Below are 22,936 nucleotides of genomic sequence, written 5' to 3' on the forward strand. Positions count from 1 at the left end.
CAAGCCACTTGCACTATTTCCGGGCACATTGCCCCGGAATAGATACCCATGCTGGTGATCCACAGTCGAATCGCGCCACAAGCGAACCCTGATGCCGAACTGGAACTGACCTTCGAGGCCCGCAGCAAGAGCCGCCTGCGCTGCTTCACCACGGCTGGCGAAGAAGTTGGCCTGTTCCTCGAGCGCGGCCAGCCGGCACTGGTGGATGGCGAATGCCTGCAGGCCAGGGATGGGCGCGTGGTGCGCGTGCGCGCCAAGGCCGAACCCCTGCTGCACGTCACCTGCAGCAGCCCGTTCGAACTGATGCGCGCCGCCTACCACCTGGGCAACCGCCATGTCGCCCTGCAGCTGGGCGAAGGCTGGCTGCGCCTGCCCGATGATTACGTGCTCAAGGCCATGCTCGAACAGCTGGGCGCCAGGGTCGAGGCTGTGCAGGCACCTTACCAGCCCGAGCAGGGTGCCTACGGCGGCGGTCACCATCACTCGCATCAGGGTGACGAGGAATTCAACTACGGCCCGCGCCTGCACCAGTTCGGTGTGCGCACGTGACGCCACACACAGCCGCCGGGACATACCCCGAGGTCCACTCGTGAAGCCGGCCTGGGCCCTGCTGCGCCTGGCCAGCCCGCAACTGCCGATCGGTGGCTACAGCTATTCGCAAGGACTGGAATGGGCCATCGACAGCGGCCTGATCGTTGACGCCGACAGCGCCGAACGCTGGCTGGCCGATCAGCTCATGCTCAACCTTGCGCGCTTCGAAGCGCCGCTGCTGCTGGCCCACTGCCGCGCGGCGGACGCAGCCGACTGGTCGCGCCTGCAGGCACTGGCCGAACAGCACCGTGCCAGCCGCGAAACCCGTGAGCTGGCCCTGGAAAGCCGGCAGATGGGCTATTCGCTGCGGCAACTGCTCGCAGGCCTGCCCGAACTGGACGACGACGCCCGCACCTTGCTCGATACCCAGGACGAGCCCGGCCTGGCGCTGGCCTGGGCACTGGCGGCGCGCGCCTGGCACATCACCCCGGACGATGCCCTGGCCGCCTGGCTCTGGGGCTGGCTGGAAAACCAGCTGGCCGTGCTGATGAAGGTCCTGCCGCTGGGCCAGCAAGCCGCCCAACGCCTGACCAGTCGCCTGTTGCCGCAGCTCGATGGCGCGCAGCAGCAGGCCGCCGATCTTTCCCCCGAACACTGGGGCAGCGCCGCGTTCGGCCTGGCCCTGGCGAGCATGGCGCACGAGCGCCAATACTCGCGTCTCTTCCGCTCCTGACGAGGATTGCACAGATGAACAGCCAACCCCTGCGTGTCGGTATCGGCGGCCCGGTCGGTTCCGGCAAGACCGCCCTGACCCTGGCCCTGTGCCGCGCCCTGCGCGAGCGCTACAACATCGCCGTGGTCACCAACGACATCTACACCCAGGAAGACGCCCAGTTCCTGGTGCGCAACGAGGCCCTGGAACCCGAGCGCATCATCGGCGTGGAGACCGGCGGCTGCCCCCACACCGCCATTCGCGAGGACGCCTCGATCAACCTGGAAGCCGTCGAGCAGCTCAATCGCCGCTTCCCCGGCCTCGACCTGGTCATCGTCGAGTCCGGTGGCGACAACCTGTCCGCCACCTTCAGCCCGGAACTGTCGGACCTGACCCTGTACGTGATCGACGTGTCCGCCGGCGACAAGTTGCCCCGCAAGGGCGGCCCCGGCATCTGCAAGTCCGACCTGCTGGTGATCAACAAGGTCGACCTGGCCCCCATGGTCGGCGCCTCGCTGGAGGTGATGGAACGCGACACCCTGAAGATGCGCGGTGACAAGCCGTTCGTCTTCAGCAACCAGAAGGTCGGTCAGGGTCTCGACGAGATCATCGCCTTCATCGAACGCCAGGGCATGCTCACGGCGGCCTGATTCCCACCTCAAGGAGAACCTCATGAATCTGCGCAAAACCGTCTACGCCATCGCCCTGTTCTGCACCCCGGCGCTGGCCTTCGCCCACCCGGGCCATGGCGAGTCCGGTCTCATGGCCGGCCTGGCACACCCGGTGTTCGGCCTTGATCACCTGCTGGCGATGTTCGCCGTCGGCCTGTGGGCCGCGCAGCAAAGCGGCGCGGCGCGCTGGCTGCTGCCGCTGACCTTCGTCGGCAGCATGCTGGTCGGTGGCCTGCTGGGCTTCGCCGGGGTGGAGATTCCTCTCATGGAGACCGGAATCGCCGGCTCGGTCCTGGCCTTCGGCCTGCTGGTGGCCGTGGCCGCACGCCTGCCGATGCTCCTGTCCGTTGGTCTGACCGCGGTGTTCGCCCTGACCCATGGCGTCGCCCACGGCCTCGAACTGCCCGACCTGGCCAGCCCTCTCGGCTACGCGACCGGCTTCATCGTCGCTACTGCCGCGCTGCATGCCATCGGCTTCGCCCTGGTGCGCTTCCTGCCGCGTGCGGCGGCTCCGCTGGTACGCATCGCCGGTGGCGCGTCGGCAGCAGCCGGGGTCTGGCTGCTCGCCAGCTGAGGTTCATCCCGAGCAGAAGGGGCGTTCGCGCGGCGAGGCCAACAGGCCCGACGCGGCCATCGCGGTGGCGCGGCGCCCCTTGCCACAACACTTGCCAACACCCCTGCGCTGGGGCACAAAGTCCCGAACCGCTTTCGAGACTTCACCCATGCTGCGTCTCACCCGATTCCTGCTCGCCCCCCTGCTGCTGATCGGCGTCGTCATCCTGCTGCTGGCGCTGACCAGCCACCCGGCGCCCACCCCGCCCGTGCTTGCGGACCTGGGCCAGCGTCCGCTGGTCATCGCCCATCGTGGCGGCAAGGGCCTGTGGCCGGAAAACACCCTGTTCGCCTTCGAGCGAGCCGCTGCACTCGGCGTCGACATGCTGGAGATGGACCTGCAACTGAGCCAGGACGCCAAGCTGGTGGTGATGCATGACGACACGCTGGAGCGCACCACCAATGGCGAAGGCCAGGTCGCGCACTACAGCCTCGCCGAACTGCAGGCCCTGGACGCCGGCTACAACTGGACCGCCGATGGTGGCCAGAGCCATCCTTACCGTGGCCAGGGCACGCGCATCGCCGCGCTGGAAGAGGTATTCGAACGCTTCCCGCTGATCCCCAAGGTGCTCGACATCAAGGTCCCCGACGTCGGCATGGAAGCGGTGCTCTGCGAGATGCTGGCCGCCTACGACCAGCTCGACCGGGTCATCGTCGGCAGCTTTCATGAACGCAGCCTGGCGCGCTTCCGCCAGCTCTGCCCGGAGGTTGCCACGTCCGCCGGCCCGGTCTCGGTGCGCATGCTGCTGGCGCTGAACTGGCTGGGCCTGAGCGACCTGCTGTCGCCCTCCTATGCCGTGCTGCAGATTCCTCCGCAGCACAGTGGTCTCGACCTGGCGACGCCACGCCTGGTGCGCAATGCACAGGCCCGTGGGCTGAACGTTCAGCTGTGGACGATCAACGAGCAGCCCGCCATGCGCCGCCTGCTGCAGATGGGCGTCAACGGCCTGATCACCGATTACCCGGACCGCGCCCTGCAGCTGCTCGGCCGTCCGACACAGCTCGGCGCGCTCCCCGGCGAGTAGCCTGGCGAGAAATTCGACACCCCCGGCAACGCCAGACAGCACGCGCCCCGAGCGACCTCATGAGCAGCTTGTCCACAGCTCCATCAACAGTTTCCGGGGATAATTTTCCAGCTCGCCTGCCGGCAGTGGAAAACACTGGACAATCCGCCGCGACCATGCCGCAGAAAATGCCTGATCAGAAATTCACCAAAGCGCTGCAAGCCCCGAAATATAAGGCCTCAGGCAATGCTTACAGAAGTTATCAACAGCACCACCCACAGCAGCCGTGGACAACCTAGAGCCTGCCACGCCATTCAGCGACAAACTGTCAAGCCCTTGTGTAGAAAGGAAAAACCCCGCTGCTCAGATCTTGTCCGCTACCCTGCAAGCGGCGCCAAATCCGCCTGCCAGGCAAGCACCACCAGCTTTTCCACAGTTATTCCCACAGCCTTGGTGGAAAACTTTATTTTCACCGGGTTGGCATGCCGGCTGCTTGCTGAGCTGGCCTTCGTTCTCCTGCCCGTTAAGGACACCTGATGTTCAGCTTCTTCCTCGCCGCCCTGCTCCTTGGCTTCGTGTTCAATGCCGCCCCGGGCGCCGTCTTCAGCGAGACCTTGCGGCGCGGCCTGCGTGACGGCTACCGACCGGCGCTGCTGGTGCAGATCGGTTCGCTGGTGGGTGACGCCACCTGGGCCGCCCTCGGCCTCACCGGTCTGGCCCTGCTGCTCGACAGCGCCCAGATTCGCTACCCGCTGACGCTGGCCAGCGCGCTGTACCTGGCCTGGCTCGGCTATCAGTCGCTGCGCGACGCCCGCTGTCCGCCGCAACCCAGCGCCGACGACCAGGCGGCTGCCGGCGGCGCCTTTGCTGCAGGGGCCGCGCTGTCGCTGAGCAACCCGCAGAACATCGTGTACTGGGCCGCCATGGGTGGCGCGATGGCGGCCATTGGCGTCGCCCAGCCGACGCCGACGCACCTGGCGGTGTTCTTCAGCGGGTTCATGCTGTCGTCGCTGCTCTGGTGTTTCATCTGCGCCGGCCTGGTGGACTGGTTCCGCCGCGCCGCCTCGCTGCTCTGGCATCGCCTGACCTACGCGGCCTGCGGCGTGATGCTGCTGGGCCTGGCCGGGATGAGTGCGCTGGAACTGGTCTGATCGACTATCGCCGCCATCGAAACAATCTAACGGCGCGTTCGCCGCAACGCGGCTAGCCTGACCAGCATGTCCCTGCGTCAGGAAGCCGCACCATGTCCCTCAACGACCTGTTCAAGCAGTTCCTCGCCAGCTACGCCTGCGCCACCTGCGGCATTGATACGCGCCACTGACACTTGGTCATGACGCGGCGGGCCGCTACCCTTGACGCATTTGCTCAAGGAGTCCGTGCATGTCCCTGCGTAGCGTCTGTGTCTTCTGTGGCGCCAGTCCCGGCGCCAGCCCGATCTACCGCCAGGCAGCCGAAGAGCTTGGCCAGTACCTCGCTCAGCGTGGCATCCGCCTGATCTACGGCGGCGGCGCGGTCGGCCTGATGGGCGTCGTCGCCGATGCCGCCCTGAATGCCGGTGGCGAGGTCATCGGCATCATCCCGCAGAGCCTGGAGCGTGCCGAGATCGGCCACCGTGGCCTGACCTGCCTGGAAGTGGTCGACGGCATGCACGCGCGCAAGGCACGCATGGCCGAGCTGGCGGACGCCTTCATCGCCCTTCCCGGCGGCCTGGGCACGCTGGAGGAACTGTTCGAGGTCTGGACCTGGGGCCAGCTGGGCTATCACTCCAAGCCGCTGGGCCTGCTGGAAGTGAACGGTTTCTACAGCAAGCTCGGTGACTTCCTCGATCACCTCGTCGCCGAGCGCTTCGTGCGTCCGCAACACCGCGAGATGCTGCAGATCGCCAGCAGCCCGCAGAACCTGATCGATGCGCTGGCCGAGTGGCAACCCAGTGCAGCGCCCAAGTGGGTCGATCGCTCACCAAGCTGATTTGTTCACGTCAGGCAGGCGGGTGCGGTGCTAACCTTGGCGCCTTGTCCTTACATGGAAGCCGCAAGATGGCCGGAAGCAGCCTGCTCGCCCTGATCGATGACATCAGTGCCGTACTCGACGATATCGCCAGCATGACCAAGGTCGCCGCGCGCAAGACCGCCGGCGTGCTGGGCGACGACCTGGCCCTCAATGCCCAGCAGGTCACCGGCGTCAGGGCGGACCGCGAGCTGCCCGTGGTGTGGGCGGTGGCCAAGGGCTCGCTGCTGAACAAGGCGATCCTGGTGCCGGCCGCGCTGCTGATCAGTGCAGTGGCGCCCTGGCTGGTGGTGCCGCTGCTGATGTTCGGCGGCCTGTTCCTCTGCTACGAGGGCGCGGAAAAACTGCTGCACAAGCTGCTGCACCGTCACGAGGACGACGGCAAGCAGGCGCACCTGGAGGCCCTGGCCGATCCCGACATCGACCTGGTGGCCTTCGAACGCGACAAGATCCGTGGCGCGGTGCGCACGGACTTCATCCTCTCCGCAGAGATCATCGCCATCACCCTGGGCACCGTGGCCAGCGCCAGCTTCGTCAATCAGCTGGCGGTGCTCAGCACCATCGCCCTGGTGATCACCCTTGGCGTCTACGGCCTGGTGGCCGGCATCGTCAAGCTGGACGACGCCGGGCTCTACCTCAGCCAACGCAGCAGCGCCTTCGCCCAGAGCCTGGGCCGCGGCCTGCTGGCCCTGGCGCCCTGGCTGATGAAGACACTCTCGGTCGTCGGCACGGCGGCGATGTTCATGGTCGGTGGCGGCATCCTCAGTCACGGCCTGCCCCCGGTCGAAGCCGCCCTGCATCACGCCGCCGAGTGGGCCGCGCAGGATGTCGGCCTGCTCTCCGCACTGCTGCCGACCCTGTTCAATGCTCTGCTGGGCATCGTCGCCGGTCTGCTCAGCGTCCCGCTGGTGGGCCTCGGCGCCCGCCTGTGGCGCGCGCTGCGTCCCTCGACGGCCGCCTGAGCCGCTCATTTTCCAGCCAGCCGACAGCCGCTCAGGGCAGCCGCTGTCGGCGCTGACTTTCCCCAAGCTTATCCACAGCTTGCTCCACACCTTCCGTGGATAAGCCCGGCGCCCCGCCCGGCACCTCGCGCGCAGCCCTGCATCGATAACTCAAGCAGTTAATTTTCAAGGTTTTTTGCTTGATTCCCGAGCTGCCGCGAACGCCTGAACAAAAGCTGACCAGGGGCTCGAAAACGGCCAGCGACGCGCCCTGGAACGAGCCATGCAGACCTTGCCCACACAGTTATCCACAGATTCTCGGGATAACGCCGCCGTGGCGTTCGGTCGCAGTCACAGGACGTCGCCGCTGTGCGAATCTTTTAGGACCTGACCGATTTATCAGAATCTGGAGGCTTCAAGATGTTGCGTAACGTTGCTCTGATGGCACTGCTCGGCCTGGCCAGCACACCGCTGTTCGCTGCCGAGTGCTCGGTGGATGTCGAATCGACCGACCAGATGACCTACAACACCCAGGCCATCTCCATCAGCAAGAGCTGCAAGACCTTCACCGTCAACCTCAAGCACACCGGCAGCCTGCCCAAGACCGCCATGGGCCACAACCTGGTGCTGAGCAAGACCGCCGACATGCCCGGCATCGCCACCGACGGCATTGGCGCCGGCCCCGACGCCGCCTACGTCAAGGCCGGTGACGAGCGCGTGATCGCCCACACCGGCCTGATCGGCGGCGGCGAAAGCACCTCGGTGACCTTCGATGTGAGCAAGCTGGCCGCTGGCGAGGATTACAGCTTCTTCTGCTCCTTCCCGGGTCACTACGCGCTGATGAAAGGCAGCGTGAAGCTGGTCGACTGATACCTCGACCTCTCAGCCCAGCGGCAGCACCGTCACCTGCACTTCAGGGTCGTGGCTGCCGCCCCCCAGAATGACCCCGCGCAACGGCGACACATCGGAGAAGTCCCGGCCCCAGGCCAGGGTGATGTGCTCCAGCGCCGGACGCACGTTGTTGGTCGGATCGAAATCCACCCAGCCCTGACGCGGGCAGTACAACGACACCCAGGCATGCGAGGCGTCGGCCCCGATCAGACGTGGCTGACCGGGCGGCGGCTGGGTCAGCAGGTAGCCACTGACGTAACGCGCCGCCAGCCCCCGCGAGCGCAGGCAGGCGAGCATCAGGTGGGCGAAGTCCTGGCAGACCCCGCGTTTTTCCTCGAGCACCTGCAGCAGCGGCGTCGCCACCTGGGTCGCGCCCGCGTCGAAACTGAACTCCTCGAAGATCTTCTGCATCAGCGCCTGGCCCGCTTGCAGCAGCGGCCTGCCCGGCGTGAAGCAGTCATCGGCATAGTCGGCGAATACCTGCTTGAGCCGCACGTAGGGCGACTCGAAGCGATAGCGCGCGGCCTCCAGCAGGTCCGGCGCCAGCCGCGTACCGGCATAGCTGAGCGCCGCGCAGGCGGCCTCCCAGGGCGGTGAATCGTCGAGATCGAGGGGCGGCCGCGCCAGCACTTCGATACGCAGGCGCGCACTGACGCTGAGCGCCTCGTGCGGACGCTCGAACACCAGGCGGGTCAGCGGATTGCCGAACACGTCCAGGCCATCGCGGCGCTGGCAGGGCTGCGGGTCGACGCGCAGCGCCTGCTCATGGCTGCGCTGCCAGGGGCACTGGCGCGGCCACAGGTGGGCCAGCTGCTGGGCCAGGGAGACCGGCGCCGAGTAACGGTAGTGGGTGTCGTGTAGCACCTGATACAGCGCACTGCTCATGAGGATTGCGTCCGCTGGCTGACATCGACGTGGGCGAAGAAGCGCAGCCCGAGGTGATCCGATACCGTCCCGGCCGCTTCGCTGATGGCCACCAGCAGGTCGGCCAGGCCCTCGAGCACCGCGCGGGTACTGCCGGGGCCGAACAGTGGATTCTCCAGGCTGGCCAGGCTGAAGGCGCTAAGCTGCTGTTCCAGGTAGGTCAGATAGCGCTCGGCAGGCAGCTCGAAGCGCTCGTCCAGCCGCGCCAGCGACGCCAGCAGGGTGCGCAGCTGGAACAGCACCGCATGCGGGTTCTGCTCGTCGAGCAGGAGCAGGTCGAGCACCGGGATCAGCTGCGCCGACGCCAGGTAGCGGGTGCGATAGGTGATGCTGCTGTTGCCCAGTTCCAGCAGCCACTCCAGCGCCGACTGGTCGGTAGCCGCGCCGCTGCGCAGGAAACCGGCGAAGCTGTCGCAGAGAAACTGCAGGCGTTCGATGTAGCGGCCGAGCATGAGAAAGCGCCAGCCGTCGTCACGGGTCATGTCATCCAGGGCGAAGCCGGACAACGCCGCCAGGGACATCAGCAGGCGATTGAGAAAGTCCAGCAACTCGCCGAAATCGGCAGGCTGGGCCTCGAGCAACTGAGCCTCCCCCTGCAACTCCACCAGCGCCTGCCAGTTGGCCTGGGACAGCTTGCCGCGCACGCTGCCCGCCGCCCATTGCAGGCGCTGCAGGTTGGCCCGCAGGCTGGCCGGCCAGTCGCTGCCCAGCAGGGCCTGCAACAGGCGCGGCTCCAGCGCGCCCTCCTCGGCCGCTGCCAGCAGGCCCAGTTCCTCGGCCAGCGCCAGCGCGCTCTGCAGGGCCTGCGGGTCATCGTCGTCGTCGACATAGCGCGCCAGCATGATGCGCAGCAGGCGGGCGCTGTCCTCGCAGCGCTCGGCATAACGGCCGAACCAGTACAGGTTCTCCACCACCCGCGAGGGCAGGAAGGGGTCACTGCGCACCAGGTCGGCGGTGCCCAGGGTGCGCTGCGTCTGCCACGGCTCGCCACCGCTCTGCCGCGTACCGAGCACCCAGGTGTCCTTGCTGGCCCCACCGCGCTGCATCGACACCACCTCGGCGTCGGCCTCAGCGGCCACACGCGTCAGGCCACCGGGCATCACCCGGTAACCGTCGGCGCTGGCCACGGCGTACACACGCATGCCGATGGCACGCGGCTGCAGGCCAGTGCCATCCCATACCGGCGCCTGCGATAGCTTGGCCCGTGCCTGCGCCACGTAGGCGTAAGGGCGCAGCTTGAGACGCGCCGCCAGCTTGGCGCGCTGCGCCTCGTTCAGGTCGCGGCCGAACACCGGGGTGAAGCTCTGCGAGGGGAACGCCGGACGCACCAGCAGTTCATCGAGCTTTTCCAGCGCCTCCTCCAGCACCGGCGGCTCGCCGCACCACCAGCTGGCGATGGATGGCAGCAGCAACTCCTCGCCCAGCAGATGCTCGCTGATCGCCGGCAGGAAGCCGGGCAGGCCAGGTGACTCCAGCACGCCGCTGCCGAGGGCATTGGCCACCAGCACGCGGCCACGGCGCACCGCTTCGAGCAGGCCCGGCACGCCGAGGGCGGAATCGGTGCGCAGCTCCAGCGGGTCGCAGTAATCGTCGTCGAGGCGGCGCAGCACCGCGTGCACGCGGCGCAGGCCAGCCAGGGTCTTGAGATAGAGCGTGGCATCCCGCACGGTCAGGTCGCTGCCTTCGACCAGCGGATAGCCCAGCTGGCGCGCCAGGTACAGGTGCTCGAAATAGCTCTCGTTGAAACGCCCCGGCGTCAGCAGCACCACCAGCGGGGTCTCGCCGCCGCTCGGCGCCTGGCGGGCCAGGGTGTCCTGCAGGGTCCGGAAGAAACCGGCCAGGTACTGCACGCGCAGGTCACGGTACAACTCGGGAAAGGCCCGCGAGACGATCTGCCGGTTCTCCAGCGCGTAGCCGGCACCGGAGGGCGCCTGGGTGCGATCGGCGGTCACCCACCAGCGGCCGTCCGGCGCACGGGCCAGGTCCACCGCGTACAGGTGCAGCCAGGTGCCCCCCGGCGCCTGCACGCCCTGACAGGGCCAGAGAAAGTTGTTGTGACCGAACACCAGCTCCGTCGGCAGCAGGCCTTCGGCAATCAGCTTCTGCGGCCCGTAGAGATCGGCCACGACGCGATTGAGCAGGGTCGCGCGCTGGGCCACGCCGGCGGCGATCTGCTGCCACTCGTCGGCCGGGATCAGGTTCGGCAGCAGGTCCAGCTCCCAGGGCCGGTCGGCCCCGTCGGGATCGGCGTAGACGTTGTAGGTGACGCCGTTCTCCTGAATCTGCCGGGCCAGCATGGCCTCGCGCTGGGCCAGTTGCTCCGGGCGGCTGCGCTCGAGTTGCTCGAACAGGCGGCGCCAGTGCGGGCGCACCTTGCCCTTGGCGTCGAGCAGTTCGTGGTAGCCCCCGGCAGGAGGCGGATAATCGGCTAGCAGGTCGGGCATGGCAGGCTCGGCAGTGACAAGGCAGCGTGACGCAAATTGACGGCTGCATCCGTGACAGGCGCTTCAGCAGCGACGGTTCGCGGCCAAGGCCCCTGCCACAGACGGGATGGGCGTCAGACGCGACGCAGATCCAGGGTCATCGGTAGTTCATTATTGTCCATCGGTTGCAGCACGGGACGCTTGCCCGGGCTGTGGCCGAGGCGGAAGAAGCGCGCCAGACGCCGGCTTTCCGCCTCGTAGGCGTTGACCGGCAGGCTGTCGTAGTTGCGCCCGCCCGGATGCGCCACATGGTACTGGCAACCGCCCAGCGAGCGCTGCATCCAGGTGTCGATCAGGTCGAACACCAGCGGGGCATGCACGCCGATGGTCGGTTGCAGGCAACTGGCCGGCTGCCAGGCCCGGAAACGCACGCCGCCGACGAACTCACCGACCTTGCCGGTGGGCCGCAGCGGCACCGGCACGCCGTTGCAGGTCAGCAGGTAACGGTCCGGCGCCATGCCGGCGAGCTTCACCTGCATGCGTTCCAGTGACGAGTCGACGTAACGCACCGTACCGCCGATGGCGCCCTCCTCGCCCAGCACATGCCAGGGCTCCAGCGCCTGACGCAGCTCCAGGTCGATGCCCTTGACGGCGAAATCGCCGGCCTTGGGAAAGCGGAACTCCAGGTGCGGGGCGAACCATTCGCTGCGCAGTCGATAGCCGAAGCTGCCCAGCTCCTGCAGCACGTCGGCGAAATCCTGCTCGACGAAATGCGGCAGCAGGAAGCGGTCATGCAGCTCGGTCCCCCAGCGCACCAGCTTGGCCGGGCGATAGGGCTCCTGCCAGAAGCGTGCGATCAGCGCGCGCAGCAGCAACTGCTGGGCCAGGCTCATCTGCGCATGTGGCGGCATCTCGAAGGCACGCAGTTCGAGCAGGCCGAGTCGCCCGCTGGCGGAGTCCGGCGAGTACAGCTTGTCGATGCAGAATTCGGCGCGGTGGGTGTTGCCGGTCACGTCCACCAGCAGGTTGCGCAACAACCGGTCGACCAGCCACGGCGGAGCATCGCGCCCCGGCTCGGGCATCTGCGCGAAGGCGATCTCCAGTTCGTACAGGGCATCGTTGCGCGCCTCGTCCATCCGTGGCGCCTGCGAGGTCGGGCCGATGAACAGGCCGCTGAACAGGTAGGACAGCGACGGGTGGTTGTGCCAGTAGCTGATCAGGCTGCGCAGCAGGTCGGGACGCCGCAGGAAGGGCGAGTCGCCCGGCGTCGCCCCGCCGAGGACGAAGTGGTTGCCGCCGCCGGTGCCGGTGTGACGGCCATCGATCATGAACTTCTCGCTGGACAGCCGCGACTGCCGCGCCGCCTCGTAGAGAAACTCGCAGCGCTCCACCAGCTCGTCCCAGCTGGCCGCCGGATGGATGTTTACCTCGATCACCCCCGGATCGGGGGTCACGCGGAAGTACTGCAGGCGCGGGTCGAGCGGCGGCTCGTAGCCTTCCAGCAGCACCGGGCAATCGAGCTCGGCCGCCACCGCCTCGATGGCCGCGACCAACTCCAGGTAGTCCTCGAGATGGCTCAGCGGCGGCATGAACAGATACAGCCGCCCCTCACGCGGCTCGGCGCACAGTGCCGTGCGCACGATGCCGGCGGCCGACTGACCGCTGGCCGGGCGCGCACTCTGCGGGCCGCTGCCAGCAGCGACACTGGCGCCACGCCAGACCCCGCGCAACTGGCGCTGGATCTGCGCCGCGGCGGGCAGCGGCGGCTGCGCCTGGCTCGGGTCGACCGGGTTGATGTAGGGGTAATCGGCCTGGCTGACCCAGGGCAGCGAGTCCAGCGGCAGGCGGTAGCCCAGCGGCGAGTCGCCCGGCAGCAGGCGGCAGTGCTCGTCGCGCAGGAACCAGCGCCCGCTCTGCCAGCCCTCGCCGACCACCTGGCGCGCCAGTGGCAGGACATGGCCGACCACCGCGTCGAGCCCCTGGTCGAACACCTTGCGCAGGCGTTCGCGCTCCAGCGGATCGCTCAGGCGTGGATCGTCCGGCGTGACGTTGTCCGGCAGCTTGCGCTCGCGCCACAGGTAGTAGAACCAGTCCTCGAAGGCCGGAAAGACGTTGTCGGCCTCCACCTGCAGGTGGGCGGCCAGGCTGGCGAGGAAGCGCTCGGCGGTCTCGGCCGTGGCGCCATAGCCGCGCTTCTCGTCAGCCAGCAGCCTGGGGTCGTGCCACAGGGGCTGGCCATCGCGGCGCCAGAAGCAGTTCAGCGACCAGCGCGGCAGCTGCTCGCCGGGGTACCACTTGCCCTGGCCGAAATGCACCAGCGCATTGGCCGCATAGTGATCACGCAGGCGGTAGAACAGGTCGGCAGCCAGGCGCCGCTTGTTCGGGCCCAGCGCAGCGGTGTTCCACTCGTCGTCGTCCGGGTAGTCGAGCGCGACGAAGGTCGGCTCGCCGCCCATGGTCAGGCGCACGTCATGCGCCTGCAGGTCATCGTCGATCTGCCGCCCCAGCGCCTGGATCGCCTGCCACTGCGCCTCGCTGTAGGGCTTGGTGACGCGTGGCGCCTCCCACACCCGTTCGACGCTCATCAGGTGCTCGAACTCCACCTCGCACTCGTCCAGCCCGCCGCTGATCGGCGCCGCCGACGACGGTTCCGGGCTGCAGGCCAGCGGAATGTGCCCCTCGCCCGCGAACAGGCCACTGGTGGGATCGAGACCGATCCAGCCGGCGCCGGGCAGGTAGACCTCGCACCAGGCGTGCAGGTCGGTGAAGTCCTGGTCGGTGCCGGAAGGACCATCGAGGGATTTGACGTCGGCCGTGAGCTGGATCAGGTAACCGGACACGAAGCGCGCCGCCAGGCCGAGGTGGCGCAGCAACTGCACCAGCAGCCAGGCCGAGTCACGGCACGAGCCGGCGGCCAGCTGCAACGACTCTTCCGGCGTCTGCACGCCCGGTTCCATGCGGATCAGGTAGCGGATGTCGGCGGACAGCCGCTGGTTCAGCTCGACCAGGAAATCGACGCTGGGTGTCGGGCTGCGCTCGATCCCGGCCAGGTACCTGGCGAACAGCGGCGTGGCCGGCAGCTTGACCAGATAGGGCGCCAGCTCGCGCTGCTCGCCCTCGGTGTAGGCGAAGGGAATGCGCTCGGCGTAGGGCTCGAGAAAGAAGTCGAAGGGGTTGAACACCGCCATCTCGGCGACCAGGTCCACCTCGACCTTGAATTCACGGGTCTTCTCGGGGAAGACCAGGCGCGCCAGGTAGTTGCCCTGCGGGTCCTGCTGCCAGTTGACGAAGTGCTCGCCCGGCTCGACCTTCAGCGCATAGGAGAGGATGCGCGTACGGCTGTGCGGCGCCGGGCGCAGACGCACCACCTGCGGACCAAGGTTCACCGCACGGTCGTAGCGGTAGTGGGTGACGTGATGCAGCGCGACATGAATCGACACGGCGGCCTCCTGCTAGCCTGGACGATGAGCTGTGCAGCGCAAGACTTATGCCACAGACCGTGCGTCGCTGCCCACCGCGTCTGCCGCCGAATGCGCGCACCACAACGGAGCCTGGCACGCACCAGCCCCCTGCGCACGCACCAGTTCGACTCACGCGGTGCTCAATTTGCTTCACTGCACTTCTGCCTTAGACTGCGACGACTTCATGCAAGGACGTATGCCATGCCCCTCCGCTCCAGTCGCCTGTTCCCCGTTGGCCTGCTGGTTCTGACCCTCAGCCCGCTGTTGCAGGCGCAGGACCCGTTGCTCGAAGCCCTCGAGCGTGCCGAACCCACGGGCGCCGAACGCCAGGTACGCGGCGTACTGCGGGCACGCGACCAGGCCGTGCTCTCCAGCGAATTGCCGGGGCGCATCGTCGAGATGCCGTTCGCCGACGGCGAGGCCTTCGCCAAGGGCGATGTACTGGTGCGTTTCGATTGCAGCGCCTACCAGGCCCAGCTCAACGCCGCGCAGGCCGCCGCACGTGCCACCCGTGAGGAACTGAGCCACAAGAAGCAACTGGCGGCGCTGAATTCGGTGGGGCGCTTCGAGGTGGCGCTGGCCGAGGCGCGCCAGGCGCAGGCACAAGCCGAGGCCCAGGTGTATCAGGTGCAGGTCAAGCGCTGCAGCGTCAGTGCCCCATTCGCCGGGCGCGTGGTGCAACGCCGCGCCCAGCCCCACGAAAGCGTCGCAAACGGTGCGCCGCTGCTGGATGTGGTCGACAACGGCACCCTGGAAATCTATCTGCTGATACCGTCCAGCTGGCTGAGCAGGGTCCAGCCCGGGCAACGCTTCGCCTTCACCCCGGATGAAACCGGCGAGCCGCTCGAGGCCAGGGTGAAACGCCTGGGTGCACGCATCGACGAGGGCAGTCAGACCCTGCTGCTGATCGGCAGCCTGCCCGAGAAGGCGGACGGGCTGCTCTCCGGCATGAGCGGCAGCGCGCGCTTCACGGAGGCGCCATGACCGCCCAGGCGCCTGGGCCAGCCGAGCAGGTATTCGCCCGCTTCCTGGCCCTGCAGCACCAGGCCCGGGCCGCGGCGGACATCGACAGCCTGGCCTATGCGCTGGTCAACGACGCACAGGCACTGTTCGGCTTTCGTCATGCGGCCTTGCTGATCGCGGGCCGGGTGCGCGCACTCACCGCGATCAGCGTCGTCGAAGCGCATTCTCCCTTCGTCGCCTTCGTCGAAGAGGCCACGCGCCAGCTGCTTGCCCAGGGCCGCTCCAGCCAGGCCCAGGTGGTGACCGCCGACTCGCTCAGCGAGCAGACGCGTGGCGACTGGCAGGCGCTCTCCGCAGGCTCGGTGTTCTGGCTGCCCCTGCTCGACCGCAAGCAGGCGCTTTTCGGCGGCTTGTGGATCGCCCGTGAACAGCCGTGGAGCGCGGCCGAACAGGCACTGCTGCTGCAACTGGGTGACTGCTACGCCCATGCCTGGCTCGCCCTGCAACCGCACAAGCCGTGGCACCTGCGCTGGCCACGCCGCCGCATCATCGCCGTGGCGACGGTGGCCTTGCTCCTGCTGCTGCTGCCGATTCGCCAGTCGGTTCTGGCTCCCGCCGAAGTGGTGCCACTCGACGGCCAGGTCATCGCCGCGCCCTTGGACGGCGTGATCGCGACGTTCCAGGTCAAGCCCAACCAGGCGGTCAGCAAGGGTGAGGTGCTGGTGCGCTTCGAGGCCACCTCCATCCGCGCCCAGGCCGATGTCGCCGAGCGCAGCCTGCAGGTGGCCGAAGCCGAGCTCAAGGCCAACAGCCAGCGCGCCTTCAGCGATGCCGAGTCCAGCGCGCGCATCGACCTGCTCGCCGCGCGCGCGGCGCAGAAACGTGCCGAGCGCGACTATGCCCGCGAGCTGCTGGCACGCACCGAGGTCAGAGCCGAGCGCGACGGCATTGCCGTGTTCGCCGATGCCCAGCGCTGGGTCGGCAAGCCGGTACAGACGGGCGAGCGCCTGATGGAGATCGCAGACCCCAGGCGCGCCGAGCTGCGCATCGACCTCGCTGTGGCCGACGCGCTGAACTTCCAGCCCGGCGCGGAGGTCGGCCTGTTCCTCGACAGCGACCCGCTGCATCGCCACGACGCCCGGCTGCAACGCCTGGCATACGAGGCGCAGCCACTGAGCAACGGCCAGCTGGCCTACCGCCTGGACGCCGGTTTCGTCGCAGCGCCACCGCGCATCGGCCTGCGTGGCACCGCCAAGCTCTACGGCGAACGCGTGCCGCTGGCGCTGTTCCTGCTGCGCCGCCCGCTGGCAGCGCTGCGCCAGACACTGGGGCTGTGAATGCGCCTGCCAAGCCTGCGTGCCGACCTGCAGCTTTCCAGCTCGGCCTCCGCGCTGGACGGCGCCCCGCAATGGACGCTGGCCGACCCGCTGCGCGGGCGCTACTTCAAGATCGGTGCCGAGGCCATGCGCCTGCTGCGGCACTGGCAGCTGGGCGATCCCGCGCAGGTGCTGCAGGCGGCGAACAATGAACCCGGCCAGGCGCTGGCGGGCGCCGACCTGGAAAGCATGCTGCGCTTCCTCAGTACCCACGACCTGATCACGGCAGCGGATGCGCAACAGCGCAGCAGCTACGCGAGCAAGGCGGCGCAACAGCGCCAGGGCCTGTGGAAAGGCCTGCTGCACCAGTACCTGTTCTTTCGCATCCCGCTGTGGCGCCCCAACGCCTTTCTCGACCGCACCTGGCCTGCGCTGGAACGCCATGGCCCCGCGCTGCTGCGCCGTGGCCTGCCCATCCTGCTGCTGCTCGGCCTGTTTCTCGTCGCACGCGACTGGGACCGCTTCATCTCCAGCTTCCCGCACCTGTTCAGCCTGGGTGGCGCCATCGCCTTCGGCTGTGCCCTGGCGTTCGCCAAGCTGTGCCACGAGTTCGGTCACGCCTACATGGCCAAGCGCGCGGGCTGTCGGGTACAGAGCATGGGGCTGGCGTTCATGGTGCTGCTGCCCATGTTCTATACCGATGTCAGCGATGCCTGGCGTGTCAACGATCGCCGCTCCCGCCTGCTGATCGGCGCCGGTGGCGTGCTCGCCGAACTGCTGCTGGCCTGCCTCGCCCTGCTGGCCTGGTCCCTGCTGCCGGACGGCCCCCTGCGCACCGCCACCTTCATGCTGGCCAGCGCCACCTGGATCACCACCCTGCTGATCAACCTCAATCCTTTCATGCGCTTCGACGGCTACTTCCTGCTCAGCGACCTGTGGGGCGTCGACAACCTGCAGCAACGGGCCTTCGCCCTCTGTCGCTGGCGCCTGCGTGAAGCCCTGTTCGGCTACGCGGAGCCCGCCCCCGAACCCTGGACGGCGACGATGCGCAGACGCCTGCTGATCTGGGGCTATGGCTCCTGGCTATGGCGCGCCGCCCTGTTTCTCGGCATTGCCCTGGCCGTCTACCACATGTTCTTCAAGCTGCTGGGCATCGTCCTGATGCTGGTGGAGCTGCTCTGGTTCATCGGCCTGCCGATCTGGCGCGAATGCCAGGAATGGTGGCGACGGCGCGATCAGGCCGCCCCGGGCAAGACCCTGCTCACGGCGGTCGGACTGCTGATGCTGTCGGCCCTGCTGGTGCTGCCATGGCGTACCGCCGTCGACGTGCCGAGCGTGCTCGAGGCCGCCAGCAGCACGGCTCTCTATCCCCCGTTGTCCGCGCGCCTGAAGCAGCTGCATGTCCACGACGGCCAGGCGGTGCAGCAAGGTGAACTGCTGCTGGAGCTGGAGTCTCCGGACCTCGAGTCGCGCCAGGCCATCGTGCGCCAGGAAATCCAGATACTGCAGCTGCAGCTGCGCCGTCAGGCCGGTCGCAGCGAGACGGTGGGCGACGCTGCCGTGCTCGAACAGCGCCTGGCGACATCGGTCGCCGAGTACCGTGGCCTGGCTGCGCAACGCGAACGCCTGCAGCTGCGCGCACCGGAAAACGGCGTGGTGCGGGACCTGCAGCCGAACCTGGCGCCAGGCCGCTGGCTCAAGTCAGGCGACCCGCTGCTGCGCGTCGTGGCGCCCGGCGTCCGCCTGCGCGGCTACCTGGCCGAAGACGGGCTCTGGCGTGTGCAGCCAGGCAGCAAAGGACGCTTCATCGCCGACGACCCGGCGCGCGCCGCGCTGGCGGTCCGCCTCGATGACGTGGACGACACTGGCGTCGCCTATCTGCAGCTGGAGGCACTGGCCTCCGACCACCACGGCCCCATCGCCGTACGCCGCGACGCCCAGCAGCGGGCGGCCCCCTTGCAGGCGCAGTACGGCGCCCGCCTCAGTCTGCTGGAGGCGGCGGACGAACCCTCGCTGCCCGTACGTGGCGTCGTCGTCCTCGAAGGGACGGGGCAGTCCATACTCGGTGCCACCTGGCGCCGCCTGGCCGCACTGGGCGTCCGCGAAAGCGGCTTCTGATGCCAGCGGTTGCGCCGCTCACCCCAAGACGCGCCTGCAGAAAGAACCTGCCGCCTGTAAGGAAATAGTGGCAAGTCCGTATCACCGATCTATATTCAAGGGGCGCACATGCAGTGCGCCCGACAAGCCAACGACTGCGCCTGTTTCGTTCACGAACAAGGTGCGCAAGGAAGCTCCACACCGTGTCCACCTCTGACGTGCATCTGCGCCCCATCACGGCAACCGACCTGACGTTTCTGCTCGACCTGTATGCCAGCACCCGCGCGCAGGAGCTCGACCCGCTGCCCTGGAGCCAGGCCGAGAAAGCGGCATTCCTGCAGCAACAGTTCGATGCCCAGCACCGCCACTACCAGGCCCACTATCGGGGCGCCGAGTTCTCGCTGATCCTTCAGGGTGAGCAACCCATCGGCCGTCTCTACCTGTTTCGCGGGCCCGGCACCCACAACCTGATGGACCTGTCCTTGCTGCCGGCCTGGCGTGGCCGGGGCATCGGCCGCGCCCTCCTCGCCGGCCTGGTCGATGAGGCCGACAGGCTGGGGAAAGCGATTCGCCTCTACGTCGAGTCCGACAACCCTGCCCGACGCCTGTATGAACATTTCGGTTTCATCGTGACCGGCCAGCACCCGATCTATCTGGAGATGCACCGCACCCCCGCACGGAGTCTGAGCGCATGAACGACGTCCCCAGCCAGGCAGACCTGCAACAGGCCCTGGGCCAGACCTGGCGCCTCAGCTGGGAAGGACATCCCGGTGTCGACGTGCAACTGGTCGAAGTGAGCCAGGGCAAGGCCATGAACCCGCGCCATCAGTGCTACGACGCCATCTTTCGACAGCCCGCCGGGGTCGACCTGCCGCAATTCAGCTATACCTTGCACAGCCCGGGCGAGGCGTCATGGTGGGTCATGCTCACCCCGATCGGCCCGGACGACGACGGGGCCCGCCTGTTGCAGGCCGTTTTCCATACACGGACATCCGCGCCACGGACCTGAGCCATCACGACAACCCGTCGGTCACACCGGCGTCACACAGCAGGGAGCAACAACATGGAACCGTTCCTCGGCGAAATCAAAATGGTCGCCTTCAACTTCGCACCGCGTGGCTATGCGCTGTGTCAGGGCCAGCTGATGCCCATCGCACAGAACACTGCCCTTTTCTCACTGCTCGGCACGCTGTATGGCGGCAATGGCCAGACCACCTTCGGCCTGCCCGACTACCGTGGGCGCAGCCCGGTAGGGATGGGGCAAGGGCCAGGCCTGGACGTGATTGTCCAGGGCGAGATGGCCGGCCGCGAAAATGTCACCCTGACCACCGCAGAGCTGCCGATGCACGCGCCCGTCGCGCATTTCACCGGCCAGGCCAGCAACGGCGCCCTGACCATCAGTGCCGCCGTGGCCACCAATCCGACCGCCGCGATGGTGCCACCCACGGCAGGCAACACCACCTACCTCTCCGCCACGACCGCGAAAGCCGGTCCTGCCAGTGTGGTGTTCGCGGGTTTGTTCACCGATACTCCACCCGACTCGACGAAAGCCAACCTGGGCGGGCTCAGCGGGCAGGCCAGCATCACACCGCAGGGAACGGTCACCATCTCGCCCGTCGGTGGCAGCCAGTCGTTCGGTATCCGCAATCCCTTCCTCGGCACCAACTTCGTGATCGCGACCGAAGGGGTCTTCCCGTCGCGAGGCTGAGTCGAGCAAGCACCTGAAGGTCGGCCCGCCAGGCGGGCCGCCACTTACGTAAAGCAACGCCGGGAGCAGATGATGAAACGCAGAGCCACCGTCACAGCGACACCCCAGGCCCCGGCGGGCCCTGCCTGGCTACTGGCCCTCGAACCGCGCATGATGTTCGACGGGGCGGTTGCCGCCACGGTTGCCGATACGGTCCAGGCCGACCCCACGCCCCAGGCGGACAGTGCCAGCGACAGCCAGGTCGATGACAGTGCCGCTGCCGCGCCAGCCGCCAGCAGCGATCAGCGCCAGGAGATCGTCTTCATCGACGGCAACGTGCAGGACTATGCACAACTCATCGCCGGCGTCAGCGAAGGTAGCGAGGTCGTCGTACTGGATGGCAGCCAGGATGGGCTTCAGCAGATTGCCGACTATCTGAACGGGCGCTCCGGCATCGATGCGATCCATATCGTCAGCCATGGTTTGTCAGGACAGATCACGCTGGGCAGCCTGACCCTGGATGCCAGCAACCTGCAAGATCACAGCTCCACGCTGGAGGCCATCGGCAGCAAACTGGGCGGGGATGGCGACATCCTGCTCTATGGCTGCGATATCGCCCTAGGCGACAAGGGCCAGTCCTTCATCAGCCAGATTGCCGCCATCACCCAGGCCGACGTTGCAGCATCCACCGACGCGACCGGCAGCAGCATCAACGCCAGGAACTGGGTGCTGGAGACCTCGACCGGCACCATAGAGGCCGGCATGCCGTTCTCGCTTGCCGCGCAGAACGCGTTTACCGGCCAGTTGTTTTCCGGAACGCTGAATTTTTCCGGTACCGACACGATCCTGGGTACTCCGGTGACCGACGGCCAAGCCCAGTCGAGCGACATTCCTGGCGTGACGATAGAGATCTTTTCCGCCAACTCCGGCAACTCCAATAACGGCGCGGCGTGGAAGTACTACAGCGATCTGTTCACGGATGGGACCGGCAGCCAGGACGAAGGTATCGTCGACGATTCCGGGAATGGCTCGCCCATCGTCGTGATTCGCAGCCAGGACGGGAGCGAGTTCTCGTTCACCGGAATCAAGATCGTCGACTACCTTGGCGCGCACTCTCAGATCAAATTCGAAGCCTTCCAGAACGGTGTCTCCAGAGGCAGCGTCACACTCGCGACCGACAGCGACTACATCTCGGACTTCACCCAGGGCAATGGGCTGACGGCATCGATATTCCAGTACGCAGACGAAATCCGTATCACGGATCCAAATGGTCAACCTCTGTATATCGGCATCGACAATGTGGGTTTCGCGGATGCGGTCGCCCCCAACGCAGCTCCCGCCGTCAGCAACCTCAACGGCGACAGCGTGGCTTGGGGCGGCGCAGGCAATACCGTCCGCCTCGACGTGGGCAACAATGCCAGCCTGGCCGATGCCGAGCTGGATGCGCTGAACGGCGGCAATGGCGACTGGTCCGGCGCCAGCCTGGTGATCCAGCGCAGCGGCACGGCGATAGGCAGCGACGTGCTGGGCTTCGACACCAGCGGCGGCCTGTTCACCGTCAGTGGCAGCAACCTGCAGTCGGGCGGGCTGACCTTCGCCACCTTCACCAACAGCGGTGGCGTGCTGACCATCACCTTCACCAGCAGTGGCACCACGGCCACCTCAGCACTGGTCAACGACGTGGCGCAGCGCATCACCTACCGCAGCGACACGCCCGCCGGCGACGCCACCGTGGCGGTCACGGTGAACGATGGCGCTGGCGGCAACGCCAGTGCCAATGTCACGGTGACCAGCGACACCATCTACGTCACCAATGCCACGGATACCGCGACCATCGACCGCAGCAATGGCGTGAGCTTCAGCGAGGCGGTGGCCATCGCCGCCGCCGACAGCACCGGCAGCCAGACCATCGTCTTCGCCAGCAGCCTGGCCGGGCAGACGCTCAACCTCAATGCCGTGTCGCTCAACGAGAGCCTGACCTTCGACATGGATCAGGCCAGCGGCCTGGTCCTGACTGGCGGTACCCTCAGCCTGGCCGGCGGCACCACCCAGACCTTCACCAACGGCAGCGGCGATACGGCGACCATCTCCAGCGTGGTCGCCGGCATCGGCAGCCTGAACAAGAGCGGTAGCGGCAGCCTGACCCTGACGGCCAACAACACCAGCACGGGCAGCAGCACCGTGTTCGCCGGCACGCTGATCGTGGACGGCAACACCAGCAGCACGACCACCGTGGCAAGCGGTGCCACGCTGGCCGGCAGCGGCTCGCTGGGGGGCAACGTCACCGTGCAGAGCGGCGGCACCCTGTCCCCCGGCAATGGCGGTGCAGGCAGCCTCAACATCAACGGCAACCTCAGCCTGGCCGCAGGCAGCACCCTGGCCCTGGACATCAACGGCACGACGGCGGGTAGCGGCTATGACCGGGTGCTGGTCAATGGCTCGGCCAATCTCTCCGGCGCGACCCTGGCCGTCACTCATGGCTACACGGCTGGCAGTGGCGACCGCTACACGGTGATCGTCAACGACGGTGGCGATGCGATTACCGGTACCTTCACCGGCATCAGCGAGGGCGGCACGATCACGGCGGGCGGCAACGGCACCGAACTGACCACCAGCTACGCCGGCGGCACCGGCAATGACCTGACCCTGACCGCACCTGCCGCACCGGTGGTCACCAACATCACCTCCAGCACGGC

At 67.5% G+C, this 22,936-nt stretch carries 19 protein-coding genes and 1 pseudogene; 17 read left to right on the top strand and 3 right to left on the bottom strand.

Annotation, left to right across the window (positions count from 1 at the left end; all coding sequences use genetic code 11):
• Positions 1-48: 48 nt before the first annotated feature.
• From ureE to azu, 10 genes are all read left to right on the top strand, one after another.
• The gene (gene ureE / locus EPK82_RS05740) at positions 49-549 is read left to right on the top strand and encodes an urease accessory protein UreE (RefSeq protein ID WP_134676010.1); all 501 of its coding nucleotides are present in this window, start codon (positions 49-51) and stop codon (positions 547-549) included.
• A 40-nt stretch (positions 550-589) separates the two neighbouring features.
• A complete protein-coding gene (locus EPK82_RS05745) occupies positions 590-1,264 on the top strand; it encodes an urease accessory protein UreF (protein WP_037052474.1) in 675 nt (224 codons plus the stop codon).
• A gap of 14 nt (positions 1,265-1,278) precedes the next feature.
• Positions 1,279-1,893 (top strand): urease accessory protein UreG, encoded by a 615-nt coding sequence (ureG, locus tag EPK82_RS05750; protein WP_037052472.1) that lies wholly within the window; start codon positions 1,279-1,281, stop codon positions 1,891-1,893.
• 22 nt (positions 1,894-1,915) lie between these two features.
• Positions 1,916-2,488 (top strand): HupE/UreJ family protein, encoded by a 573-nt coding sequence (locus tag EPK82_RS05755; protein ID WP_134676011.1) that lies wholly within the window; start codon positions 1,916-1,918, stop codon positions 2,486-2,488.
• A gap of 148 nt (positions 2,489-2,636) precedes the next feature.
• Positions 2,637-3,551, top strand: coding sequence for a glycerophosphodiester phosphodiesterase (locus tag EPK82_RS05760; RefSeq protein ID WP_037052467.1), 915 nt, complete (start codon positions 2,637-2,639; stop codon positions 3,549-3,551).
• Between the two features lie 59 nt (positions 3,552-3,610).
• Complete coding sequence (locus EPK82_RS05765) at positions 3,611-3,829, top strand: hypothetical protein (RefSeq protein ID WP_134676012.1); 219 nt, start codon at positions 3,611-3,613, stop codon at positions 3,827-3,829.
• 237 nt (positions 3,830-4,066) lie between these two features.
• Positions 4,067-4,681 (top strand): LysE family transporter, encoded by a 615-nt coding sequence (locus EPK82_RS05770; protein ID WP_037052456.1) that lies wholly within the window; start codon positions 4,067-4,069, stop codon positions 4,679-4,681.
• Between the two features lie 229 nt (positions 4,682-4,910).
• Complete coding sequence (locus EPK82_RS05775) at positions 4,911-5,498, top strand: LOG family protein (protein ID WP_037052454.1); 588 nt, start codon at positions 4,911-4,913, stop codon at positions 5,496-5,498.
• A gap of 68 nt (positions 5,499-5,566) precedes the next feature.
• Positions 5,567-6,499 (top strand): DUF808 domain-containing protein, encoded by a 933-nt coding sequence (locus EPK82_RS05780; RefSeq protein WP_134676013.1) that lies wholly within the window; start codon positions 5,567-5,569, stop codon positions 6,497-6,499.
• A 399-nt stretch (positions 6,500-6,898) separates the two neighbouring features.
• Positions 6,899-7,348: an azurin gene (gene azu / locus EPK82_RS05785; RefSeq protein ID WP_037052448.1), complete on the top strand. Its 450-nt coding sequence runs from the start codon at positions 6,899-6,901 to the stop codon at positions 7,346-7,348.
• A gap of 12 nt (positions 7,349-7,360) precedes the next feature.
• On the opposite strand, the gene EPK82_RS05790 is transcribed toward azu, so the two are convergent.
• The 3 genes from EPK82_RS05790 to EPK82_RS05800 form a co-directional block, all read right to left on the bottom strand.
• Positions 7,361-8,254 (bottom strand): transglutaminase family protein, encoded by an 894-nt coding sequence (locus tag EPK82_RS05790; protein ID WP_037052446.1) that lies wholly within the window; start codon positions 8,252-8,254, stop codon positions 7,361-7,363.
• The gene (locus EPK82_RS05795; RefSeq protein ID WP_134676014.1) at positions 8,251-10,737 is read right to left on the bottom strand and encodes a circularly permuted type 2 ATP-grasp protein; all 2,487 of its coding nucleotides are present in this window, start codon (positions 10,735-10,737) and stop codon (positions 8,251-8,253) included. Before EPK82_RS05795 ends, EPK82_RS05790 begins: the two co-directional genes overlap by 4 nt.
• A 113-nt stretch (positions 10,738-10,850) precedes the next feature.
• The gene (locus tag EPK82_RS05800; RefSeq protein ID WP_134676015.1) at positions 10,851-14,156 is read right to left on the bottom strand and encodes a transglutaminase family protein; all 3,306 of its coding nucleotides are present in this window, start codon (positions 14,154-14,156) and stop codon (positions 10,851-10,853) included.
• Positions 14,157-14,378: 222 nt separating this feature from the next.
• Between EPK82_RS05800 and EPK82_RS05805 the strand changes: the two genes are divergently transcribed.
• From EPK82_RS05805 to EPK82_RS25230, 7 genes and pseudogenes are all read left to right on the top strand, one after another.
• Entirely contained in the window at positions 14,379-15,161 is a 783-nt protein-coding gene (locus EPK82_RS05805; protein ID WP_037052437.1) for an efflux RND transporter periplasmic adaptor subunit, read from the top strand.
• Positions 15,158-16,477 (top strand): efflux RND transporter periplasmic adaptor subunit, encoded by a 1,320-nt coding sequence (locus EPK82_RS05810; protein ID WP_134676016.1) that lies wholly within the window; start codon positions 15,158-15,160, stop codon positions 16,475-16,477. The genes EPK82_RS05805 and EPK82_RS05810 overlap by 4 nt, the downstream gene beginning before the upstream one ends.
• A complete protein-coding gene (locus EPK82_RS05815; protein ID WP_134676017.1) occupies positions 16,478-18,574 on the top strand; it encodes an HlyD family efflux transporter periplasmic adaptor subunit in 2,097 nt (698 codons plus the stop codon). It begins immediately after the preceding gene.
• A 182-nt stretch (positions 18,575-18,756) separates the two neighbouring features.
• Positions 18,757-19,248 (top strand): GNAT family N-acetyltransferase, encoded by a 492-nt coding sequence (locus tag EPK82_RS05820; RefSeq protein WP_134676018.1) that lies wholly within the window; start codon positions 18,757-18,759, stop codon positions 19,246-19,248.
• Positions 19,245-19,562: a DUF6916 family protein gene (locus tag EPK82_RS05825; RefSeq protein WP_037052431.1), complete on the top strand. Its 318-nt coding sequence runs from the start codon at positions 19,245-19,247 to the stop codon at positions 19,560-19,562. Before EPK82_RS05820 ends, EPK82_RS05825 begins: the two co-directional genes overlap by 4 nt.
• 54 nt (positions 19,563-19,616) lie before the next feature.
• The gene (locus EPK82_RS05830) at positions 19,617-20,261 is read left to right on the top strand and encodes a phage tail protein (RefSeq protein WP_134676019.1); all 645 of its coding nucleotides are present in this window, start codon (positions 19,617-19,619) and stop codon (positions 20,259-20,261) included.
• A 153-nt stretch (positions 20,262-20,414) separates the two neighbouring features.
• A pseudogene (locus EPK82_RS25230) lies at positions 20,415-21,035 on the top strand (DUF4347 domain-containing protein); the annotation flags it as partial.
• Between the last annotated feature and the right edge of the window lie 1,901 nt (positions 21,036-22,936).

It is taken from the genome of Ectopseudomonas khazarica, from assembly GCF_004521985.1.
Lineage (GTDB): Bacteria > Pseudomonadota > Gammaproteobacteria > Pseudomonadales > Pseudomonadaceae > Aquipseudomonas > Aquipseudomonas khazarica.